The sequence below is a fragment of the Xanthomonas melonis genome, from assembly GCF_020783655.1.
GTDB classification, from domain to species: domain Bacteria; phylum Pseudomonadota; class Gammaproteobacteria; order Xanthomonadales; family Xanthomonadaceae; genus Xanthomonas; species Xanthomonas melonis.
In genome coordinates this window covers 108,018-122,524 of record NZ_JAJGQH010000001.1, presented here as the reverse complement: position 1 = coordinate 122,524, position 14,507 = coordinate 108,018, and the positions used below count along the sequence as shown (strand labels likewise).

Here is a 14,507-nt window from a genome sequence, read left to right as displayed (position 1 = left end):
CGTCGCGCCTGTGTTCGCCGCCCGGCTTTGCGGTATAACCGGGATGCCATCGATCATCGCTGGACAGCAGCGATCGCGCAGCCACGATGACGCGTGCACCGCACAGGTAGCGCAACTGCCTGGTCGCCTCCCCCGACCGCTGGAGATGAGCAACATGCGCAACGAGCAACTCAAGCCGACCCTCGGCACCTGGCAGTTGTGGGGAATCGCGGTCGGCCTGGTGATCTCCGGCGAATACTTCGGCTGGAGCTATGGCTGGGGCACCGCCGGAACGCTGGGCTTTCTGGTCACCACCTTGCTGGTGGCGGTGATGTACACCTGCTTCATCTTCAGTTTTACCGAACTGACCACCGCCATCCCAAATGCGGGCGGGCCGTTCGCCTACAGTCTGCGCGCCTTCGGCACCTATGGCGGCATGCTGGCCGGCCTGGCCACACTGATCGAATTCGTGTTCGCGCCACCGGCGATCGCGATGGCGATCGGCGCTTATTTGAATGTGCAATATCCCTCGCTGGACCCGCGGTTGGCCGCGATTGGGGCGTATCTGCTGTTCATGAGCTTGAACATCGTCGGCGTGGCGATTGCCGCCACCTTCGAGCTGATCGTGACCCTGCTGGCGGTGATCGAACTGCTGGTGTTCATGGGCGTGGTGGCGCCGGGATTCAGCGTGGCACGCTTCGTCGCCCATGGCTGGGCCGGCAGCGATACGTTCGGCCCGGCGGCGATCTCCGGCATCTTTGCGGCGATCCCGTTCGCGATCTGGTTCTTCCTGGCCATCGAAGGCGCGGCGATGGCCGCCGAAGAAGCCAAGGACCCCAGGCGCACGATTCCGCGCGCCTACATCGCCGGCATTCTCACTCTGATAGTGCTGGCGCTGGGGGTGATGGTGTTCGCCGGCGGCGTGGGCGACTGGCGCCAGCTTGCCAACATCAACGATCCGCTACCGCAGGCGATGAAGGCCGTGGTCGGCACCAGTTCCACCTGGCTGCACATGCTGGTGTGGATCGGCCTGTTCGGGCTGGTGGCCAGTTTCCACGGCATCATCCTGGGCTACTCGCGGCAGTTCTTCGCGCTGGCCCGCGCCGGCTTCCTGCCGCGCGGGTTGGCCACGCTGTCGCGCTTCCGCACACCGCACCGGGCGATTCTGGCCGGTGGCGTCATCGGCATTGCGGCGATCTGCAGCGACAGCGTGGTCAAGATCCAGGGCATGTCGCTGACGGCGGCCATGATCACCATGTCGGTGTTCGGCGCCATCGTGATGTATGGAATGAGCATGCTCAGCCTGTTCAAACTGCGCCGCAGCGAACCAGGACTGGAGCGCAGCTTTCGCGCGCCCGGTTATCCGGTGGTGCCGGCGATCGCCTTGTCGCTGGCGCTGGTGTGTCTAATCGCCATGGTGTGGTTCAACCCGGTCGTGGCGCTGATCTTCGTCGGCCTGCTGCTGCTCGGTGCGGCGTGTTGCATGCTCAGTCTGCGCAGCCAGATCAACAGTGCGGTCGCGGGCCAATGAGCGGTTTCGCGTTCACCGCGGGCGGCGAGCAGTTCCGGTTTGCCGACCTCAAGACCTTGCTGGCCAAGGCCACGCCGGCGCGTTCGGGCGACCAGCTGGCCGGGCTGGCAGCCGAGTCCGGGCTGCAGCGCGTCGCCGCGCAGATGGCGCTGGCCGATCTGCCGCTACGGCATTTCCTCGACGAAGCGGTGGTGCCTTACGAGTCGGACGAAGTCACCCGGCTGATCATCGACCAGCACGATACGGCGGCGTTCGCTGCTGTCGCGCACCTCACCGTGGGCGGCTTCCGCGACTGGTTGTTGAGCGCGCAGGCCGATGAAGCCGCACTCACGGCGCTGGCGCCCGGACTGACGCCGGAGATGGTCGCCGCGGTGTCGAAACTGATGCGGGTGCAGGACCTGATCCTGGTGGCGCAGAAGACCCGCGTGGTCACCCGCTTCCGCAATACGCTGGGCCTGCGCGGGCGGCTGTCCACCCGCCTGCAACCCAACCACCCGACCGACGACGCCACTGGCATCGCCGCCAGCGTGCTCGATGGCCTGTTGTATGGCAATGGCGATGCGGTGATCGGCATCAATCCGGCCAGCGACAGTCTGGCCGCCACCAGCGCCTTGCTGCGCATGCTCGATGCGGTGATTACCGGCTACCGGATTCCCACCCAGTCCTGCGTGCTGGCGCATATCACCACCACCATCGAGGCGATCGGCCGCGGCGTGCCGGTGGACCTGGTGTTCCAGTCCATCGCCGGCACCGAAGCGGCCAATGCCAGTTTCGGCGTCAATCTGGCGCTGCTGCGCGAGGGGCACGAGGCAGGCCTGTCGCTGCGCCGCGGCAGCGTGGGCGACAACGTGATGTATTTCGAAACCGGCCAGGGCAGCGCGCTATCGGCCAACGCGCACCATGGCGTGGATCAACAGACCTGCGAAGCGCGCGCGTACGCGGTGGCACGCCAGTTCAAGCCGCTGCTGGTCAACACCGTGGTCGGTTTCATCGGCCCGGAGTATCTCTACGACGGCAAGCAGATCATCCGCGCCGGACTGGAGGACCACTTCTGCGGCAAGCTGCTTGGCGTGCCGATGGGCTGCGACATCTGCTACACCAACCATGCCGAAGCCGACCAGGACGACATGGACACCTTGCTCACCCTGCTGGGCACTGCGGGCATTAATTTCATCATGGGCATCCCGGGCTCGGACGATGTAATGCTCAATTACCAGACCACCTCGTTCCACGACGCGCTCTATGCACGCCAGGCACTCGGGCTGCGTGCCGCGCCCGAGTTCGAGCAGTGGCTGGAGCAACAAGGCATCCTGCGTCTGCGGGATGATGGCCGTTTCGTCCTGGGCAACGAGGTGCCTCCGGCGTTTCGCCGCGCGTTGTCGCAATTGCCTGCAGGAAAGATGCGGTGAGCACTCCAGCGGCACCGCCACGCGATGCCTGGTCGCAGTTGCGGCCGCTGACACCAGCACGTATCGCTCTCGGCCGCGTGGGCACCAGCCTGCCGACCGTAGCGCATCTCGATTTCCAACTGGCACATGCCCAAGCGCGCGACGCAGTACATCTGGCGTTCGATCCGGCACCGTTGCAGGCCGCGTTGAAACGGCGCGGGCGCAACAGCCTGCTGTTGCGCAGCGCAGCGCCAGATCGGCACACCTACCTGCGACGGCCAGACCTGGGTCGTCGCCTGTCCGATGAGGCTGCCACCCAATTGCGCGGCGCGGCCGCCGTGCAAGGCAGCGGATACGACGTGGCAGTGGTGGTGGCCGATGGGCTGTCTGCCCTGGCGGTGCATCGGCATGCAGCGCCGATGCTGGAACAGATCGAGGCCCTGAGCGCGCACCAGAACCGGTCGCTGGCGCCGGTCGTGCTGATCGAACAGGGGCGCGTGGCGATCGGCGACGAAGTCGGCGAACTACTCGATGCGCGCATGGTGATCGTTCTGATCGGAGAGCGCCCGGGCTTGAGTTCGCCCGATAGCCTCGGGCTGTATCTGACGTATGCACCGCGCGTCGGTCTCACAGATGCTGCGCGCAACTGCATTTCCAACATCCGCAGCGAAGGGCTCGGTTACGCGCAAGCCGCCCGCACGCTGGGCTATCTCCTGCGCGAAGCGTTCGCTCGCCGGTTGTCCGGAGTACAGCTCAAGGATCAGGCCGACCAGGCGTTGCTGGCATCGGACGAGGCAACCGGTGCTACACCGCGCAATTTTTTGCTGCATGACGCCTGAGCTGATTCAGCAGCGCTCGCTTGCCAGAGCCCGGCATGGTCGGTTCCCCGACCAGCGATGCAGTACACCATGAGGGACTTCCTGGCCGGCTCGTGCTGCGCTGCCAGGCCGCGCTACCGTCACACCAAGCGGATGCGTCACTGCGGGTCGCTGGCTGCATCCGGGTCGGTCGGGAACTCATTGTCGTGGCGGTGGCGCAAGGCCGCGCAGACGTCCTCCGGCAGTGTGTCGACATCCAGCATTACCTTGCCCGAATGCACATCGCGCACCACCGATGCAGGCAGTACGAAATCGCCGCCATTCTCGATGTAGACGATGAGTTCGGCGCCATCGTTGCGAATGTCGCGCACCGCGCCCACCCCCACCTCGCCGTCGCGCAGGAACACCATCTGACCGATCTCGATCCGTTGCATGTCGCTACTCCCGAATGCTCTATCGATACCCACAACCGCGCCGATGCCGTAATGATGACGGTGGTGCAGTTGCCTGACGGAGAATGCAGCGCGCCGCTGCGCACGCGCCACCGACCACGCAGGCACGCTCCCGCGCCTGCGTGGTGCGCCTCAACGCAGTGGTACGTCAGCCACCTTGTCCTGGTAGTCCTTTTTCGGGTCGATGCCGAGCAGCACCTTGATGCCGGCCAGCAGGCTGGACCCGTTGAGCCAGATTTGCGCGTGGTCCGCATCCAGCCGCAGCAGCGCCAGTTTCGGATCGTCCTTGCCACCCTCGTACCATGCAGCCACATGGGGGTTCCACAGGCGATCGACCACCGCGCGATCGGTGTCTTCGCGCAGGGAGCCACTGATGCTGGCAAACAGGTCATGCCCCTTGCTGCTGAAAGCGCCGATGACCCGCCGCCCCTGCCCCAGCATTGCGATCAATGCATTGTCCTTGGAAGTGAAAAACCAGATCGGCCCACCGCTGTCGCCTTCGATCTGCGCGGTCATCGGACGCGCGTGACCATCTTCCACTCCGTCCAGGCCCAGCATCACCGTGCGATCGGATTTCAGGGCTTTCCAGAATTTGTCCTGCAGCTCTTTGGGATCGGTCATTTGCATTCCTGACATGCGCGTCTTACGCGGGCAATGAGTGTGGAAGGCCCAGTGCCCACGGCATGTGATGAAACGCGTGCGGCGCTGCAGACCGGGACGCGTGCACTTCGCCCTGTTCGGCCTGGGTGCCAGTGCAACGATGCGTTCATTGCCTACCACACGGTGCTGCCGGATTCGCCGATCTGAGCGACGGCGTCCGACCATGCGAGCGATGCGCTTGCCGCGGCCGATCGGTGGCAGCAAGCGCATCCGCATGTACGCGACCGAGGTGTCGCCGACCCGCTCTCGCTCAGTCAGCGCCGCTTGCCGCACGCCAGCTATGCCACAACTGCTGGACCGGTGGCGCATAGGCCGGCTTGCCGGCGAGCTCGCGCTGCAGGCGCACGCGTGCCAGCCGCGACCACACCCGATGCGGGCGAGCCAACGCCGGCTTGCGTGGCCAGGCCCGCAACAGCTGGGTACGCCAGGCGAGCGTGGTCACGCCTCCAGGTGCGGCACCATCGCCACCGGCACGCTGGCGTGCATCCAGCCACTGTACCGCCACGGCGGTGGCATCACCGGCTTGCGCACGCGCGAACAGCACCGCCTCGGCACCGATCACCGCATCGGCAAAGCCTCGCAGCTGTTCCAGCGCCTGTTGCAACGATGCGGGCTGCACGCGTGCGGCCTGCATCGCCGGCAAGCTATCGGCCAACACTGCCCATGGCGCGCGCACCGGCTCCAGCACGCGTCCCAACGGATGCCGCGAACGCTGCCCGGACCAGTCGCGCAGCTCCTGCTGCCACCACGCCAGCTTGGCATCGGCCGGCAACGGATCGCCGGCGATGTTCATGATGTCTTCCCATTCCTGCAACAAGGCGAACCAGGCTGCCGCCAGGCGACGCTGCGGTTCGGGAATGAAGGGTTCGGCAACCGACCATTCCGGCCAGCGGGTTCGCCACTTGTCGAGAAAACTGTCGAGGGCGCTGGATTGGCTCATGGCGGATCCGGACAAAAACGAAGAAGTATCAGATCTGCGGCCACGTTGCCGCATCCCACAGCTGCTGCGGCGTTTCCACCAGCGCGTCGGCCTGCCAGCGCGCCGGCACATCGTCGTGCAGGCGGTAGCCCCACAACACCGCAACCGCGGGCATGGCGGCCGCACGTGCGGCAACGATGTCGCGCTCGTCGTCGCCGACGTAGACGCAGTGCGCCGGCGCAACGCCGAGTTGCTGCACCGCGGTCAGTAGCGGCAGCGGATGCGGCTTGCGCTCGGCAAGCGTATCGCCGCCGATCAGCACCGCGCAGCGCTGCGTCCAGCCGAGCTGCGGCAGGATCAGCCGCGCCAGGTATTCGGGCTTGTTGGTGACGATGCCCCAGACGCAACCGGCATTCTCCAGCCGCGCGAGCAACTGCTCGACACCATCGAACAGCTGCGACTGCGTGCCGATCAGGGCTTCGTAACGATGCAGGAATTCCGGCACCAGTGCACCGCGTGCATCGACATCAAGGTCGGCAAATGCGACGCCGAGCATTGCGCGCGCACCTTTCGAAACCACCGGTCGCAGCGAAGCCAACGCAATCGGCGCACGCCCACGCGCGTCCAGCATCGCGTTGACCGTCGCCAGCATATCCGGCGCGCTGTCCAGCAAGGTGCCATCCAGATCGAACAATACCGCCCGCGGAAACCTCACAGCACCACCGCCACCGCTCGGTGACCCACAACCGGGCCGGCATCGGGATCCATCAAAACCCCGGAAGACCGCCGTTGCGATTCCCGATTTCCGATTCCCCACTCCCCGTCCGTCACGGCCTCACCGCGTACGCCAGATAATTGACCTCGGTACGCGAGGACAGGCGCGCGCGATTGCGCCACGGCTCGTACAGCATGCCGCTGACATCTTCCAGCTGCAGCTCGGCCGCGCGCAACCACGCCGCCAGCTCGGAGGGCTTGATGAAGTCCTTGTAGTGATGCGTGCCCTTGGGCAGTAAGCGCGCGATGTATTCGGCGCCCACCACCGCCAGCGCGAACGCGGCCGGAGTGCGATTGAGGGTGGACAGGAACAGCTTGCCGCCCGGCTTGAGCAGGCGGGCACAGGCGCCGATGATCGCGGTCGGATCCGGTACGTGCTCCAGCATCTCCATGCAGGTCACCGCATCGAAACTGCCGGGCTGTTCGGCCGCCAGGCCTTCGACCGACTGCACGCGGTAATCCACCTGCACGCCCGATTCCAGGCTGTGCAGGCGTGCCACCTTGACCAGCTCCGGGGCCAGATCGATCGCGGTCACCTGCGCGCCCAGGCGCGCCATCGACTCGCTGAGCAGACCGCCGCCACAACCGACATCCAGCACGCGCGCGCCGGCCAGCTCCTGGCGGGCGGACACATAGTCCAGGCGTACCGGATTGAGCGCATGCAGCGGCTTCTGCGGACCGTCGGCGTCCCACCAGCGGTTGGCCAGCGCGGCGAACTTGTCCAGTTCGGTCTGACGGAAGTTGCCGGAGGTGGTGGAAGTATCGGGATTCATGTGGAACTCCGTGAGTCGATGACGCGCGCTCAGGCGCGGACGGTGCGGATGCGGTCGCGCCATTGGCGCGCGTTGGCGACCAGGGCTGCGGTGTCCATGTCGACGAGCTCGCGCTGCACCAGCTTGGGCTTGCCGGCGATCCACACATCGGTGACCTGATGGCGACCGGCGGCGTAGATCAGCTGCGACAGCACGTGGTGCAACGGCTGGGTTTCCAGCGCCGACAGATCCACGCAGACCAGATCGGCCTGCTTGCCGACCTCGATCGAACCGATGCGGTCGCCGAAGCCCAGGGCACGCGCCCCGCCGAGGGTGGCCGCACGCAAGGTGGTGGCCGCGTCCAGTGCGGTCGCATCGTTGGCCACCGCCTTGGCCAGGATGGCGGCGGTGCGGTTCTCGCTGAACATGTCCAGGTCGTTGTTGCTGGCGCAGCCATCGGTGCCGATCGCCAGGTTCACGCCTGCACGCTGCAAGGCACAGGCCGGACAGAACCCGGAGGCCAGCTTGAGATTGGATTCGGGGCAGTGCACCACGCTCACGCCGCGCTCGGCGCACAGATGGATCTCCGCGTCGGTGAGCTGGGTCATGTGCACGGCGATCAGGCGATCGTTGACCAGGCCCAGACGATCCAGCCGCGCCAGCGGGCGCTGCCCATACTGTTTGATCGAATCGGCCACTTCCTGTGCGGTTTCGTGCGTATGCAGGTGCACCGGCAGGTCCAACTGGTCGGCCAGCATCCGCACACGTTCGAAGTTGGCATCGTTGACCGTATAGGGTGCATGCGGAGCGAATGCAGTGCCGATCAGGGGGTCGTCGCGCCACTGGTCGTGCAGCTCGCCGGCACGGGCGAAGTATTCGTCGTCCGACGACGCCCAGGCGGTGGGGAAGTCGATGATCACCGCGCCCACCAGTGCCCGGAAGCCGTGCTGCTTGTACACGGCGGCCTGCACGTCGGCGAAGAAGTAGTTCTCGTTGACGCAGGTGGTGCCGCCGCGCAGCATCTCGGCGATGGCCAGAGCGGTGCCGTCGGCCACGAATTCCGGCCCGATCACCGCCGCTTCCACCGGCCAGATGTGCTGCTGCAGCCACACCATCAAGGGCAGGTCGTCGGCCACACCGCGCAGCAGCGTCATCGGGTTATGCGTATGCGCATTGACCAGGCCCGGCATCAATGCCGCGTCCGGACGCGAGACGGTCTGCGTCGGCGCGAAGCGCGCGCGCGCTTGCGCGATCGGCAGCACCGCCACGATGGCGCCGTTGTGCACCGCCACCGCATGGTCCTCGAGGACCACCGCGTGCGGTTCGATCGGCACCACGTAACCGGCTTCGATCAACAGGTCGCAGGTTTCTGCAGGAGCATTGGTCATGAGCGAATCCATAGAAGGTTAGTTGCCGAACGGCCAGCCGTTGGCGGCGTCGGTCGCGGCGACATAGCGCTTGCCGTCATAGCGCAGCAGCTGGCGCGCGCGCCGGGCGCGTTCGGTGACAGTGTCGCCACCTGGCGCCACGTCGGACGTGACGATAGTGGCGGTCAACACGATGTCCGCATAGCCGGCATGCACCTGCCCGGCCATGGCCAGATGCATCGACGCGCGCTCGCTGATCACCCGCCCCCGCCCCCAGCTGCAGGGCTCACCCTGCACGCGCTGCCAGAGCGTGAGATCGCGTTGCAGCACCGGACGCAGCGTGCGGCCCTCGCGCACCAGCAGAGTCAGCGCATCGTTGCTGCGGAAATCCGGGCAGCTGGGTCCTCGTGCGACGCTGCGCACGACCACGCCGATCGCACGTGTGCCCGGCGCCAGATCGTAACGGGCGGTATCCAGGCGCAGGCTGTCGGCGTCCAGCTCGAGCGCGGCGTCCTCGCCCAGCTCCTGCGCGTAACCGGCCAGCACCCTGCCGCTGTCGGCCTCCAGCATGGCCACCCGCAATTGCAGGGAGCGCTCGCCCGGTTCGCCGGCACCGGTGACGAAGGCGATGGCAGCCAGGCGCTTGGTGGTATCGGAGGGCCATGTCTTGCAGGTCTGCGCCGCCACGGTCTGCACGGCGCCCGCGAACACGTCGGCCGCCGCAACCGCTGCGATACTGCCTGCATCGCAGGATGCGCCGGCCGGTCGTGCGGCGGCCGAACCGGCCGGCAGTGCGCCGCCCAGCAGGCCGCCCAGCATCAACGGAACACCGGCACCGCGTCGCGCTCGCTGCAGCCAGTGTCCCGGTCGCATGTCTTACTTGACGCGCGCGGAGTATTCGCCCGAGCGGGTATCGACCTTGATGATTTCGTCCTGGTTGACGAACAACGGCACGCGCACGACCGCACCGGTCTCCAGCGTAGCCGGCTTGCCGCCGCCGCCGGAAGTATCGCCACGCACGCCCGGGTCGGTCTCGGTGATTTTCAGTTCGACGAAGTTCGGCGGCTGGACCCAGATCGGCGCGCCGTTCCACAGCGTCACGATGCAGTCTTCCTCGCCCTTGAGCCACTTGTCCGCGCCGCCCATGCCGGCCTTGTCGGCCTGCACCTGCTCGAAGGATTCCGGATCCATGAAGTGCCAGTACTCGCCATCGCTGTACAGATAACGCATGTCGGTATCGACCACGTCGGCCAGCTCCACGTCGTCGGTGGCCTTCATGGTCATTTCCACCACGCGGCCGGACTTGATGAAGCGGTACTTCATGCGGGTGAAGGCCTGGCCCTTGCCCGGCTTGACGTATTCGGTCTCGGTGATGACCGCCGGCTCGTTGTTGACCAGGATCTTCATGCCGTTCTTGACGTCGTTCATGCCAACAGTGGCCATGGTGCAGCTCCTCGATAAGACCACGATCCGCCACAGGAGGGCGGGTCGGATTAGAATGGGGCGCCCGCCGCAACCGGCGGGCATTGTTTTGTGACCGCATATGATAACCGCAGCCCCCCTCGCCTTACAGCCGTCACCGCCCGCCGCACTGCCGCCGTCGCGCTGGCAGCAGCAGTGGCGCGATGCCGTACGCGATCCGCGTGCCCTGCTCGAGATGCTCGGGCTGGATGCGCAGGCCGCCGGCATCAGCGAGCAGGCCGCAATGCAGTTCCCCCTGCGGGTGCCGCATGCATTTGTGGCGCGGATGCGCCATGGCGAGCTCGACGATCCGCTGCTGCGCCAGGTGCTGCCGCTGGATGCCGAAATGCAGCCGGTACCGGGCTATGGCCTGGATGCGGTGGGCGATGCGGCCGCCAGGACCGCCTCCGGCGTGATCCAGAAGTACCGTGGCCGCGCCTTGCTGATCGCCACCGGCAGCTGCGCGGTGCATTGCCGCTATTGCTTCCGCCGCCATTTTCCGTATGCGGAAGAAACCGCCGCCCGCGACGGCTGGCGCCAGGCCGTGGCGGCGATCGCCGCCGATCCGAGCATCGACGAGGTGCTGCTGTCCGGCGGCGACCCGCTGTCGCTGGCCACCCCCAAGCTGGTCGAGCTCACCGATGCCCTGGGCCGCATTCCGCACCTGAAGCGGTTGCGCATCCACACCCGCCTGCCGGTGGTGCTGCCGGCGCGCGTGGACGCACCGCTGCTGGCCTGGCTGCGCAGCCTGCCATGGCCGGTGGCGTTGGTGATCCACGCCAACCACGCCAACGAATTCGACGCCGACGTGGATGCAGCGCTGCAGGCGCTGCGCGATGCCGGCGCGCAGTTGCTCAACCAGGCCGTGCTGTTGCGCGGCGTCAACGACAGCGTGGACGCACTGGCCGCGCTGAGCGAACGCAGCTTCGCTGCCGGGGTGTTGCCGTATTACCTGCACCAGCTCGATCGCGTGGCCGGGGTGGCGCATTTCGAAGTGGACGATGCCCGCGCCCTTGCGCTGCACGCGGAACTGGCCACGCGCCTGTCCGGCTACCTGGTACCGCGGCTGGTACGCGAGATCCCCGGCGACACCGGCAAGCGTCCGCTGTAGCCAGCGAACCCGACGCGGCGCGTCACAGGAGCACAGCCGGGCGCGACAGGCTTCACCGGTAACGCCCCATCGCGCCCCCCGGGGCGCCTCTACGGATGCTGCGCGCGGACTCAGCAGCCTGGCAGTCCCGGCGAACACCCGTTGCGCTCGCCCGCCGGCCTGCCAGACCTCCAGGTATGCGCGCGCCTGGGCGTGACGAAGCTTTCCCGGGAAGACCCATCTCGCTCTGGGGCGCTCCTGCGCTGCTTATCCCGCTGCGATCAGCTTGATCAGGTCGGCCGGGGTGAGCGGGCGGCTGAACCAGTAGCCCTGCCCCAGGTCGCAGCCGCGCTCGCGCAACAGGTTGAACTGCGCTTCCTGTTCGATCCCCTCTGCCACCACCGTGATTCCCAGCGAATGGGCCATATTGATGATGGCGGTGGTCAACGCCAGATCGTCGGGATCGCGCTGCAGGTCGGCGACGAAGCTCTTGTCGATCTTGACCCCGTCCACCGGCACCTGGCGCAGGTGGCTCAGGCCGGAGAATCCGGTGCCGAAGTCGTCCAGCCACACCTTCACGCCGGTGCGATGGAGCTGATCGAGCAGGCTGGCGGCCATCATCTCGTCGCCGATCACCGCCGTCTCGGTCAGTTCCAGGTGCAGCCGCGCCGCCGGCAGTCCGGATTCGGCCAGGCACTCGGCCACGCTGTCGATCAATGCCCCGCTGCGCAGCTGGCGCGGCGACACATTGACCGAGATGAACAGCCCCTCGCCCACGCTCGGCCATTGCGCCGCTTCCAGGCAGGCCGCACGCAGCACCTTCGGCCCGATCACTTCGATCAGCCCGCTCTGCTCGGCGATATCGATGAAGGTGGACGGCGCGATGGTCCCCAGCGCCGGATGCTGCCAGCGCAGCAGTACCTCCACGCCCACCAGCACGCGGTCGCTGGTGCGGTAGATCGGCTGATACACCAGCCGCAGCTCGTCGCGCTCCCAGGCCCCACGCAGTTCGTGCTCCATGTGCACGCGCCGCTCCGCCGCGTGATCGGCGGCACGGCTGTAGAAACGGTGGCAATTCTTGCCGGCGACCTTGGCCTGGTACATGGCGATATCGCCATTTTTCAGCAGTGCGGTGGCATCGTTGGCGTCGTCGGGGAACAGGGTGATGCCGATCGATGTCCCCAGGAACACTTCGCGGCCCTGCACATTCAGCGGACGACTCAGCTCGTGTACCAGCCGGTCGGCCAGTTGCGCAGCCAGCAGGCCGACATCGCCGCTCTGCAGCAGGATCACGAACTCGTCGCCACCGAAGCGCGCCAGGATCGCGTCCTCGCCGCCGAGCGCGGAAACCGCGCGACCGATGCGGCTGGCGAATTGCAGCAAGGCCTCGTCGCCGGCCTCATGGCCGAGGGTGTCGTTGACGCGCTTGAAATCGTCGATATCGGCGAACAGCAAGGCCAGCTTGCTGCCGGTGCCGCGCGCGGTGTCGAGCCGGTATTCCAGTCCCTCGCGAAATCCCAGCCGGTTGGTCAGCCCGGTCAACGCATCGGTGTACGCCATGTGGCGCACCTCGCGGTCGTGGCGGGCGATGCTCTCGCTCATGCGCCCGAACGCAGAGATCAGCTCGCCGATCTCGTCGTTGCGCGGGTGAGGCGGCAACTGCACGGCATAGTCGCCGCGCTCGATCTGCCGCGCAGCAGAGGCCAGCACGCGTATCGGTGCCACCAGCGTGCGCTGCACGTAGATGGCCAACAGCACGCCGAGCGCGATCAGCGCAGCCAGCAGCACCAGCAGCCAGCCCAGATCGCGCTTGCCGATCGCGTTGAGATTCTCGACCAGCGTCAGGTTGGCACTGGACTCGATCTTGCGCACCCGCTCGCGCGACATGCCTACCCGCACGCCGCCGATACGCTGGTCGCCGATCCTGATCGGCACCGTCACATCCAGCACCTCCGGCGAAGACTGCAGCAGCATCGCCCTGGCCGCGATGGCCTTGGCTGCCAGCGGATCGTCCATGCGCTGGCCGTAGCCGTGCAGGTTGGGCGTACCGTCGTGCACCAGACGGCCACGCCTGTCGAACACCAGCACATAGCTCACCACCTGCTGCCGGGAGGCATTGCGCACCAGCGCCCCCACCGCGGCCAGATCGGAGTAGTACAGCGGATTGGCCAGGCCCGAGGCCAGCTCGGTGGCCAGCGTCTCGCCGCGGGTACGCAGGCTACGATCGAACAGCTCATGCAGGATCTGCGCGCTCAATCCGCGGACCTCGCGCTGCATCGCGCTCTGGCGCTGCAGCAGCGAGGCCAGGATCGCAGCGACCAGCAGCAAGGTCAGCGCCATCACCAACAGGAAGCGAGCCTGCAGCCCGAAGCGCACCTGAGTCATTCCACCTGATCCCTCACGCGCCGCACGCCGGCACTCAGTTCGTCCAGACGTTTACGGCTGGCGCCATCCAGCGGATGGAACGCGGTGGTGCCGAAGAAACGCTTCAATGCAGGGCCGGCCTTCGGGTCGGAGGCGGCCTGCAGCAGCACCGCACGCAACCGGCGCTCCACCGCTGGATCCAGCCCGGTCCGCACCATCTCCACTGCGCGCGGTACCGGCGCGGTACGGTGCACGATGCGGAAATCGCGTTTGAACACCGGCGGCAGATGGCGTTCGTCGTTCCAATCCAGATCGCTGAGGACGCCCATATCGACCAGGCGCTCGTGCACCAGCGCCGCGACGTTCAATTTCGACCCCACCATCAGGTATCCCACCGAACCGGGCGCCTGGGCATCGTCCGGCGAGAGCAGCAGGTCACAGGCCATGCCGTGGTGGATCAGCTCCAGCATCGGCAGCAGGTAACCGCTGGTGGAACTGGCGCTCTGCAACGCCAGGCTATGCCCGCGCAGTTGCGCCAGCGATTGGATCGGGCTGTCGCGGCGCACGAAGAACACCGAATGGAACTCGCGCACACCACCACGCTCGGTCATCAGTAGCGGATGCGCGCTGCCGCGTTGCTCCAGCAGCATCGCCGCGCCGGCGGTCTCGCTGACCCAGTCGACCCGGCCACGGCGCAGGTAGCTGGCCATCTGCCGTGCATCGGGCGCCATCAGGATCTCGCCACGGCGAACGCCCACTTCACGCATGCGCGGTACCACGTAATCGAGCAGCGGCTTGAGCTGATGGTACTGGGTGGCCGGATCGTCGCTGATCCGCCCCAGCACCAGGACCGAGGACGGCGCTGCCGCAGCCGTCGCGGCCAAGCCCGCCCCGGCGATCAGCCAGCAGGCAATCAGACACCATCGTAGACCGCGCAAAACGGACACTCCCC

14 protein-coding genes are annotated in these 14,507 nt (G+C 66.8%); 4 read left to right on the top strand and 10 right to left on the bottom strand.

Features of this window, described 5'->3' with window-relative positions; genetic code table 11:
* Positions 1-145: 145 nt before the first annotated feature.
* Genes eat through eutC form a run of 3 tightly spaced genes read left to right on the top strand, consistent with a single transcriptional unit; the run spans position 146 to position 3,737 of the window.
* A complete protein-coding gene (gene eat / locus LL964_RS00495) occupies positions 146-1,510 on the top strand; it encodes an ethanolamine permease (protein ID WP_104586949.1) in 1,365 nt (454 codons plus the stop codon).
* A complete protein-coding gene (locus LL964_RS00490) occupies positions 1,507-2,919 on the top strand; it encodes an ethanolamine ammonia-lyase subunit EutB (protein ID WP_104586948.1) in 1,413 nt (470 codons plus the stop codon). Before eat ends, LL964_RS00490 begins: the two co-directional genes overlap by 4 nt.
* Positions 2,916-3,737: an ethanolamine ammonia-lyase subunit EutC gene (gene eutC, locus LL964_RS00485; protein WP_104586947.1), complete on the top strand. Its 822-nt coding sequence runs from the start codon at positions 2,916-2,918 to the stop codon at positions 3,735-3,737. The genes LL964_RS00490 and eutC overlap by 4 nt, the downstream gene beginning before the upstream one ends.
* A 137-nt stretch (positions 3,738-3,874) precedes the next feature.
* Here the strand turns inward: eutC and LL964_RS00480 are convergent, their stop codons facing one another.
* The 8 genes from LL964_RS00480 to efp all read right to left on the bottom strand — a co-directional run bounded on the left by LL964_RS00480 (position 3,875) and on the right by efp (position 10,083).
* Positions 3,875-4,150: a hypothetical protein gene (locus LL964_RS00480; RefSeq protein WP_104586946.1), complete on the bottom strand. Its 276-nt coding sequence runs from the start codon at positions 4,148-4,150 to the stop codon at positions 3,875-3,877.
* 150 nt (positions 4,151-4,300) lie between these two features.
* Positions 4,301-4,804 carry a pyridoxamine 5'-phosphate oxidase family protein gene (locus LL964_RS00475; RefSeq protein ID WP_208621426.1) on the bottom strand — a complete coding sequence of 168 codons (504 nt, stop codon included), beginning with the start codon at positions 4,802-4,804 and terminating at the stop codon, positions 4,301-4,303.
* A 274-nt stretch (positions 4,805-5,078) separates the two neighbouring features.
* Positions 5,079-5,768 (bottom strand): squalene/phytoene synthase family protein, encoded by a 690-nt coding sequence (locus LL964_RS00470; protein ID WP_104586944.1) that lies wholly within the window; start codon positions 5,766-5,768, stop codon positions 5,079-5,081.
* A gap of 28 nt (positions 5,769-5,796) precedes the next feature.
* Complete coding sequence (locus LL964_RS00465; protein WP_104586943.1) at positions 5,797-6,462, bottom strand: phosphoglycolate phosphatase; 666 nt, start codon at positions 6,460-6,462, stop codon at positions 5,797-5,799.
* Between the two features lie 112 nt (positions 6,463-6,574).
* Complete coding sequence (gene ubiG, locus LL964_RS00460; protein ID WP_104587156.1) at positions 6,575-7,294, bottom strand: bifunctional 2-polyprenyl-6-hydroxyphenol methylase/3-demethylubiquinol 3-O-methyltransferase UbiG; 720 nt, start codon at positions 7,292-7,294, stop codon at positions 6,575-6,577.
* Positions 7,295-7,323: 29 nt separating this feature from the next.
* Positions 7,324-8,661 (bottom strand): TRZ/ATZ family hydrolase, encoded by a 1,338-nt coding sequence (locus tag LL964_RS00455; RefSeq protein ID WP_167395281.1) that lies wholly within the window; start codon positions 8,659-8,661, stop codon positions 7,324-7,326.
* An 18-nt stretch (positions 8,662-8,679) separates the two neighbouring features.
* Positions 8,680-9,513: a PA3715 family protein gene (locus LL964_RS00450; RefSeq protein ID WP_484606988.1), complete on the bottom strand. Its 834-nt coding sequence runs from the start codon at positions 9,511-9,513 to the stop codon at positions 8,680-8,682.
* A 3-nt stretch (positions 9,514-9,516) separates the two neighbouring features.
* A complete protein-coding gene (efp, locus tag LL964_RS00445) occupies positions 9,517-10,083 on the bottom strand; it encodes an elongation factor P (protein ID WP_104586941.1) in 567 nt (188 codons plus the stop codon).
* Between the two features lie 100 nt (positions 10,084-10,183).
* On the opposite strand from efp, the gene epmB reads away from it, so the two are divergent.
* Positions 10,184-11,212, top strand: a complete 1,029-nt coding sequence (gene epmB / locus LL964_RS00440) for an EF-P beta-lysylation protein EpmB (protein WP_104586940.1) — start codon at positions 10,184-10,186, stop codon at positions 11,210-11,212.
* Between the two features lie 246 nt (positions 11,213-11,458).
* On the opposite strand, the gene LL964_RS00435 is transcribed toward epmB, so the two are convergent.
* The gene (locus tag LL964_RS00435) at positions 11,459-13,576 is read right to left on the bottom strand and encodes a putative bifunctional diguanylate cyclase/phosphodiesterase (RefSeq protein WP_104586939.1); all 2,118 of its coding nucleotides are present in this window, start codon (positions 13,574-13,576) and stop codon (positions 11,459-11,461) included.
* Complete coding sequence (locus LL964_RS00430; RefSeq protein WP_167395280.1) at positions 13,573-14,502, bottom strand: phosphate/phosphite/phosphonate ABC transporter substrate-binding protein; 930 nt, start codon at positions 14,500-14,502, stop codon at positions 13,573-13,575. Before LL964_RS00430 ends, LL964_RS00435 begins: the two co-directional genes overlap by 4 nt.
* Between the last annotated feature and the right edge of the window lie 5 nt (positions 14,503-14,507).

What these genes read in the sequence shown, in the direction of transcription:
- LL964_RS00480 (WP_104586946.1), bottom strand. Translation starts at nt 4,150, where the DNA reads ATGCAACGGATCGAGATCGGTCAGATGGTGTTCCTGCGCGACGGCGAG.
- efp (WP_104586941.1), bottom strand. Translation starts at nt 10,083, where the DNA reads ATGGCCACTGTTGGCATGAACGACGTCAAGAACGGCATGAAGATCCTG.
- eat (WP_104586949.1), top strand. Translation starts at nt 146, where the DNA reads ATGAGCAACATGCGCAACGAGCAACTCAAGCCGACCCTCGGCACCTGG.
- LL964_RS00470 (WP_104586944.1), bottom strand. Translation starts at nt 5,768, where the DNA reads ATGAGCCAATCCAGCGCCCTCGACAGTTTTCTCGACAAGTGGCGAACC.
- ubiG (WP_104587156.1), bottom strand. Translation starts at nt 7,294, where the DNA reads ATGAATCCCGATACTTCCACCACCTCCGGCAACTTCCGTCAGACCGAA.
- LL964_RS00490 (WP_104586948.1), top strand. Translation starts at nt 1,507, where the DNA reads ATGAGCGGTTTCGCGTTCACCGCGGGCGGCGAGCAGTTCCGGTTTGCC.
- LL964_RS00475 (WP_208621426.1), bottom strand. Translation starts at nt 4,804, where the DNA reads ATGTCAGGAATGCAAATGACCGATCCCAAAGAGCTGCAGGACAAATTC.
- LL964_RS00435 (WP_104586939.1), bottom strand. Translation starts at nt 13,576, where the DNA reads ATGACTCAGGTGCGCTTCGGGCTGCAGGCTCGCTTCCTGTTGGTGATG.
- epmB (WP_104586940.1), top strand. Translation starts at nt 10,184, where the DNA reads ATGATAACCGCAGCCCCCCTCGCCTTACAGCCGTCACCGCCCGCCGCA.
- LL964_RS00455 (WP_167395281.1), bottom strand. Translation starts at nt 8,661, where the DNA reads ATGACCAATGCTCCTGCAGAAACCTGCGACCTGTTGATCGAAGCCGGT.
- LL964_RS00450 (WP_484606988.1), bottom strand. Translation starts at nt 9,513, where the DNA reads ATGCGACCGGGACACTGGCTGCAGCGAGCGCGACGCGGTGCCGGTGTT.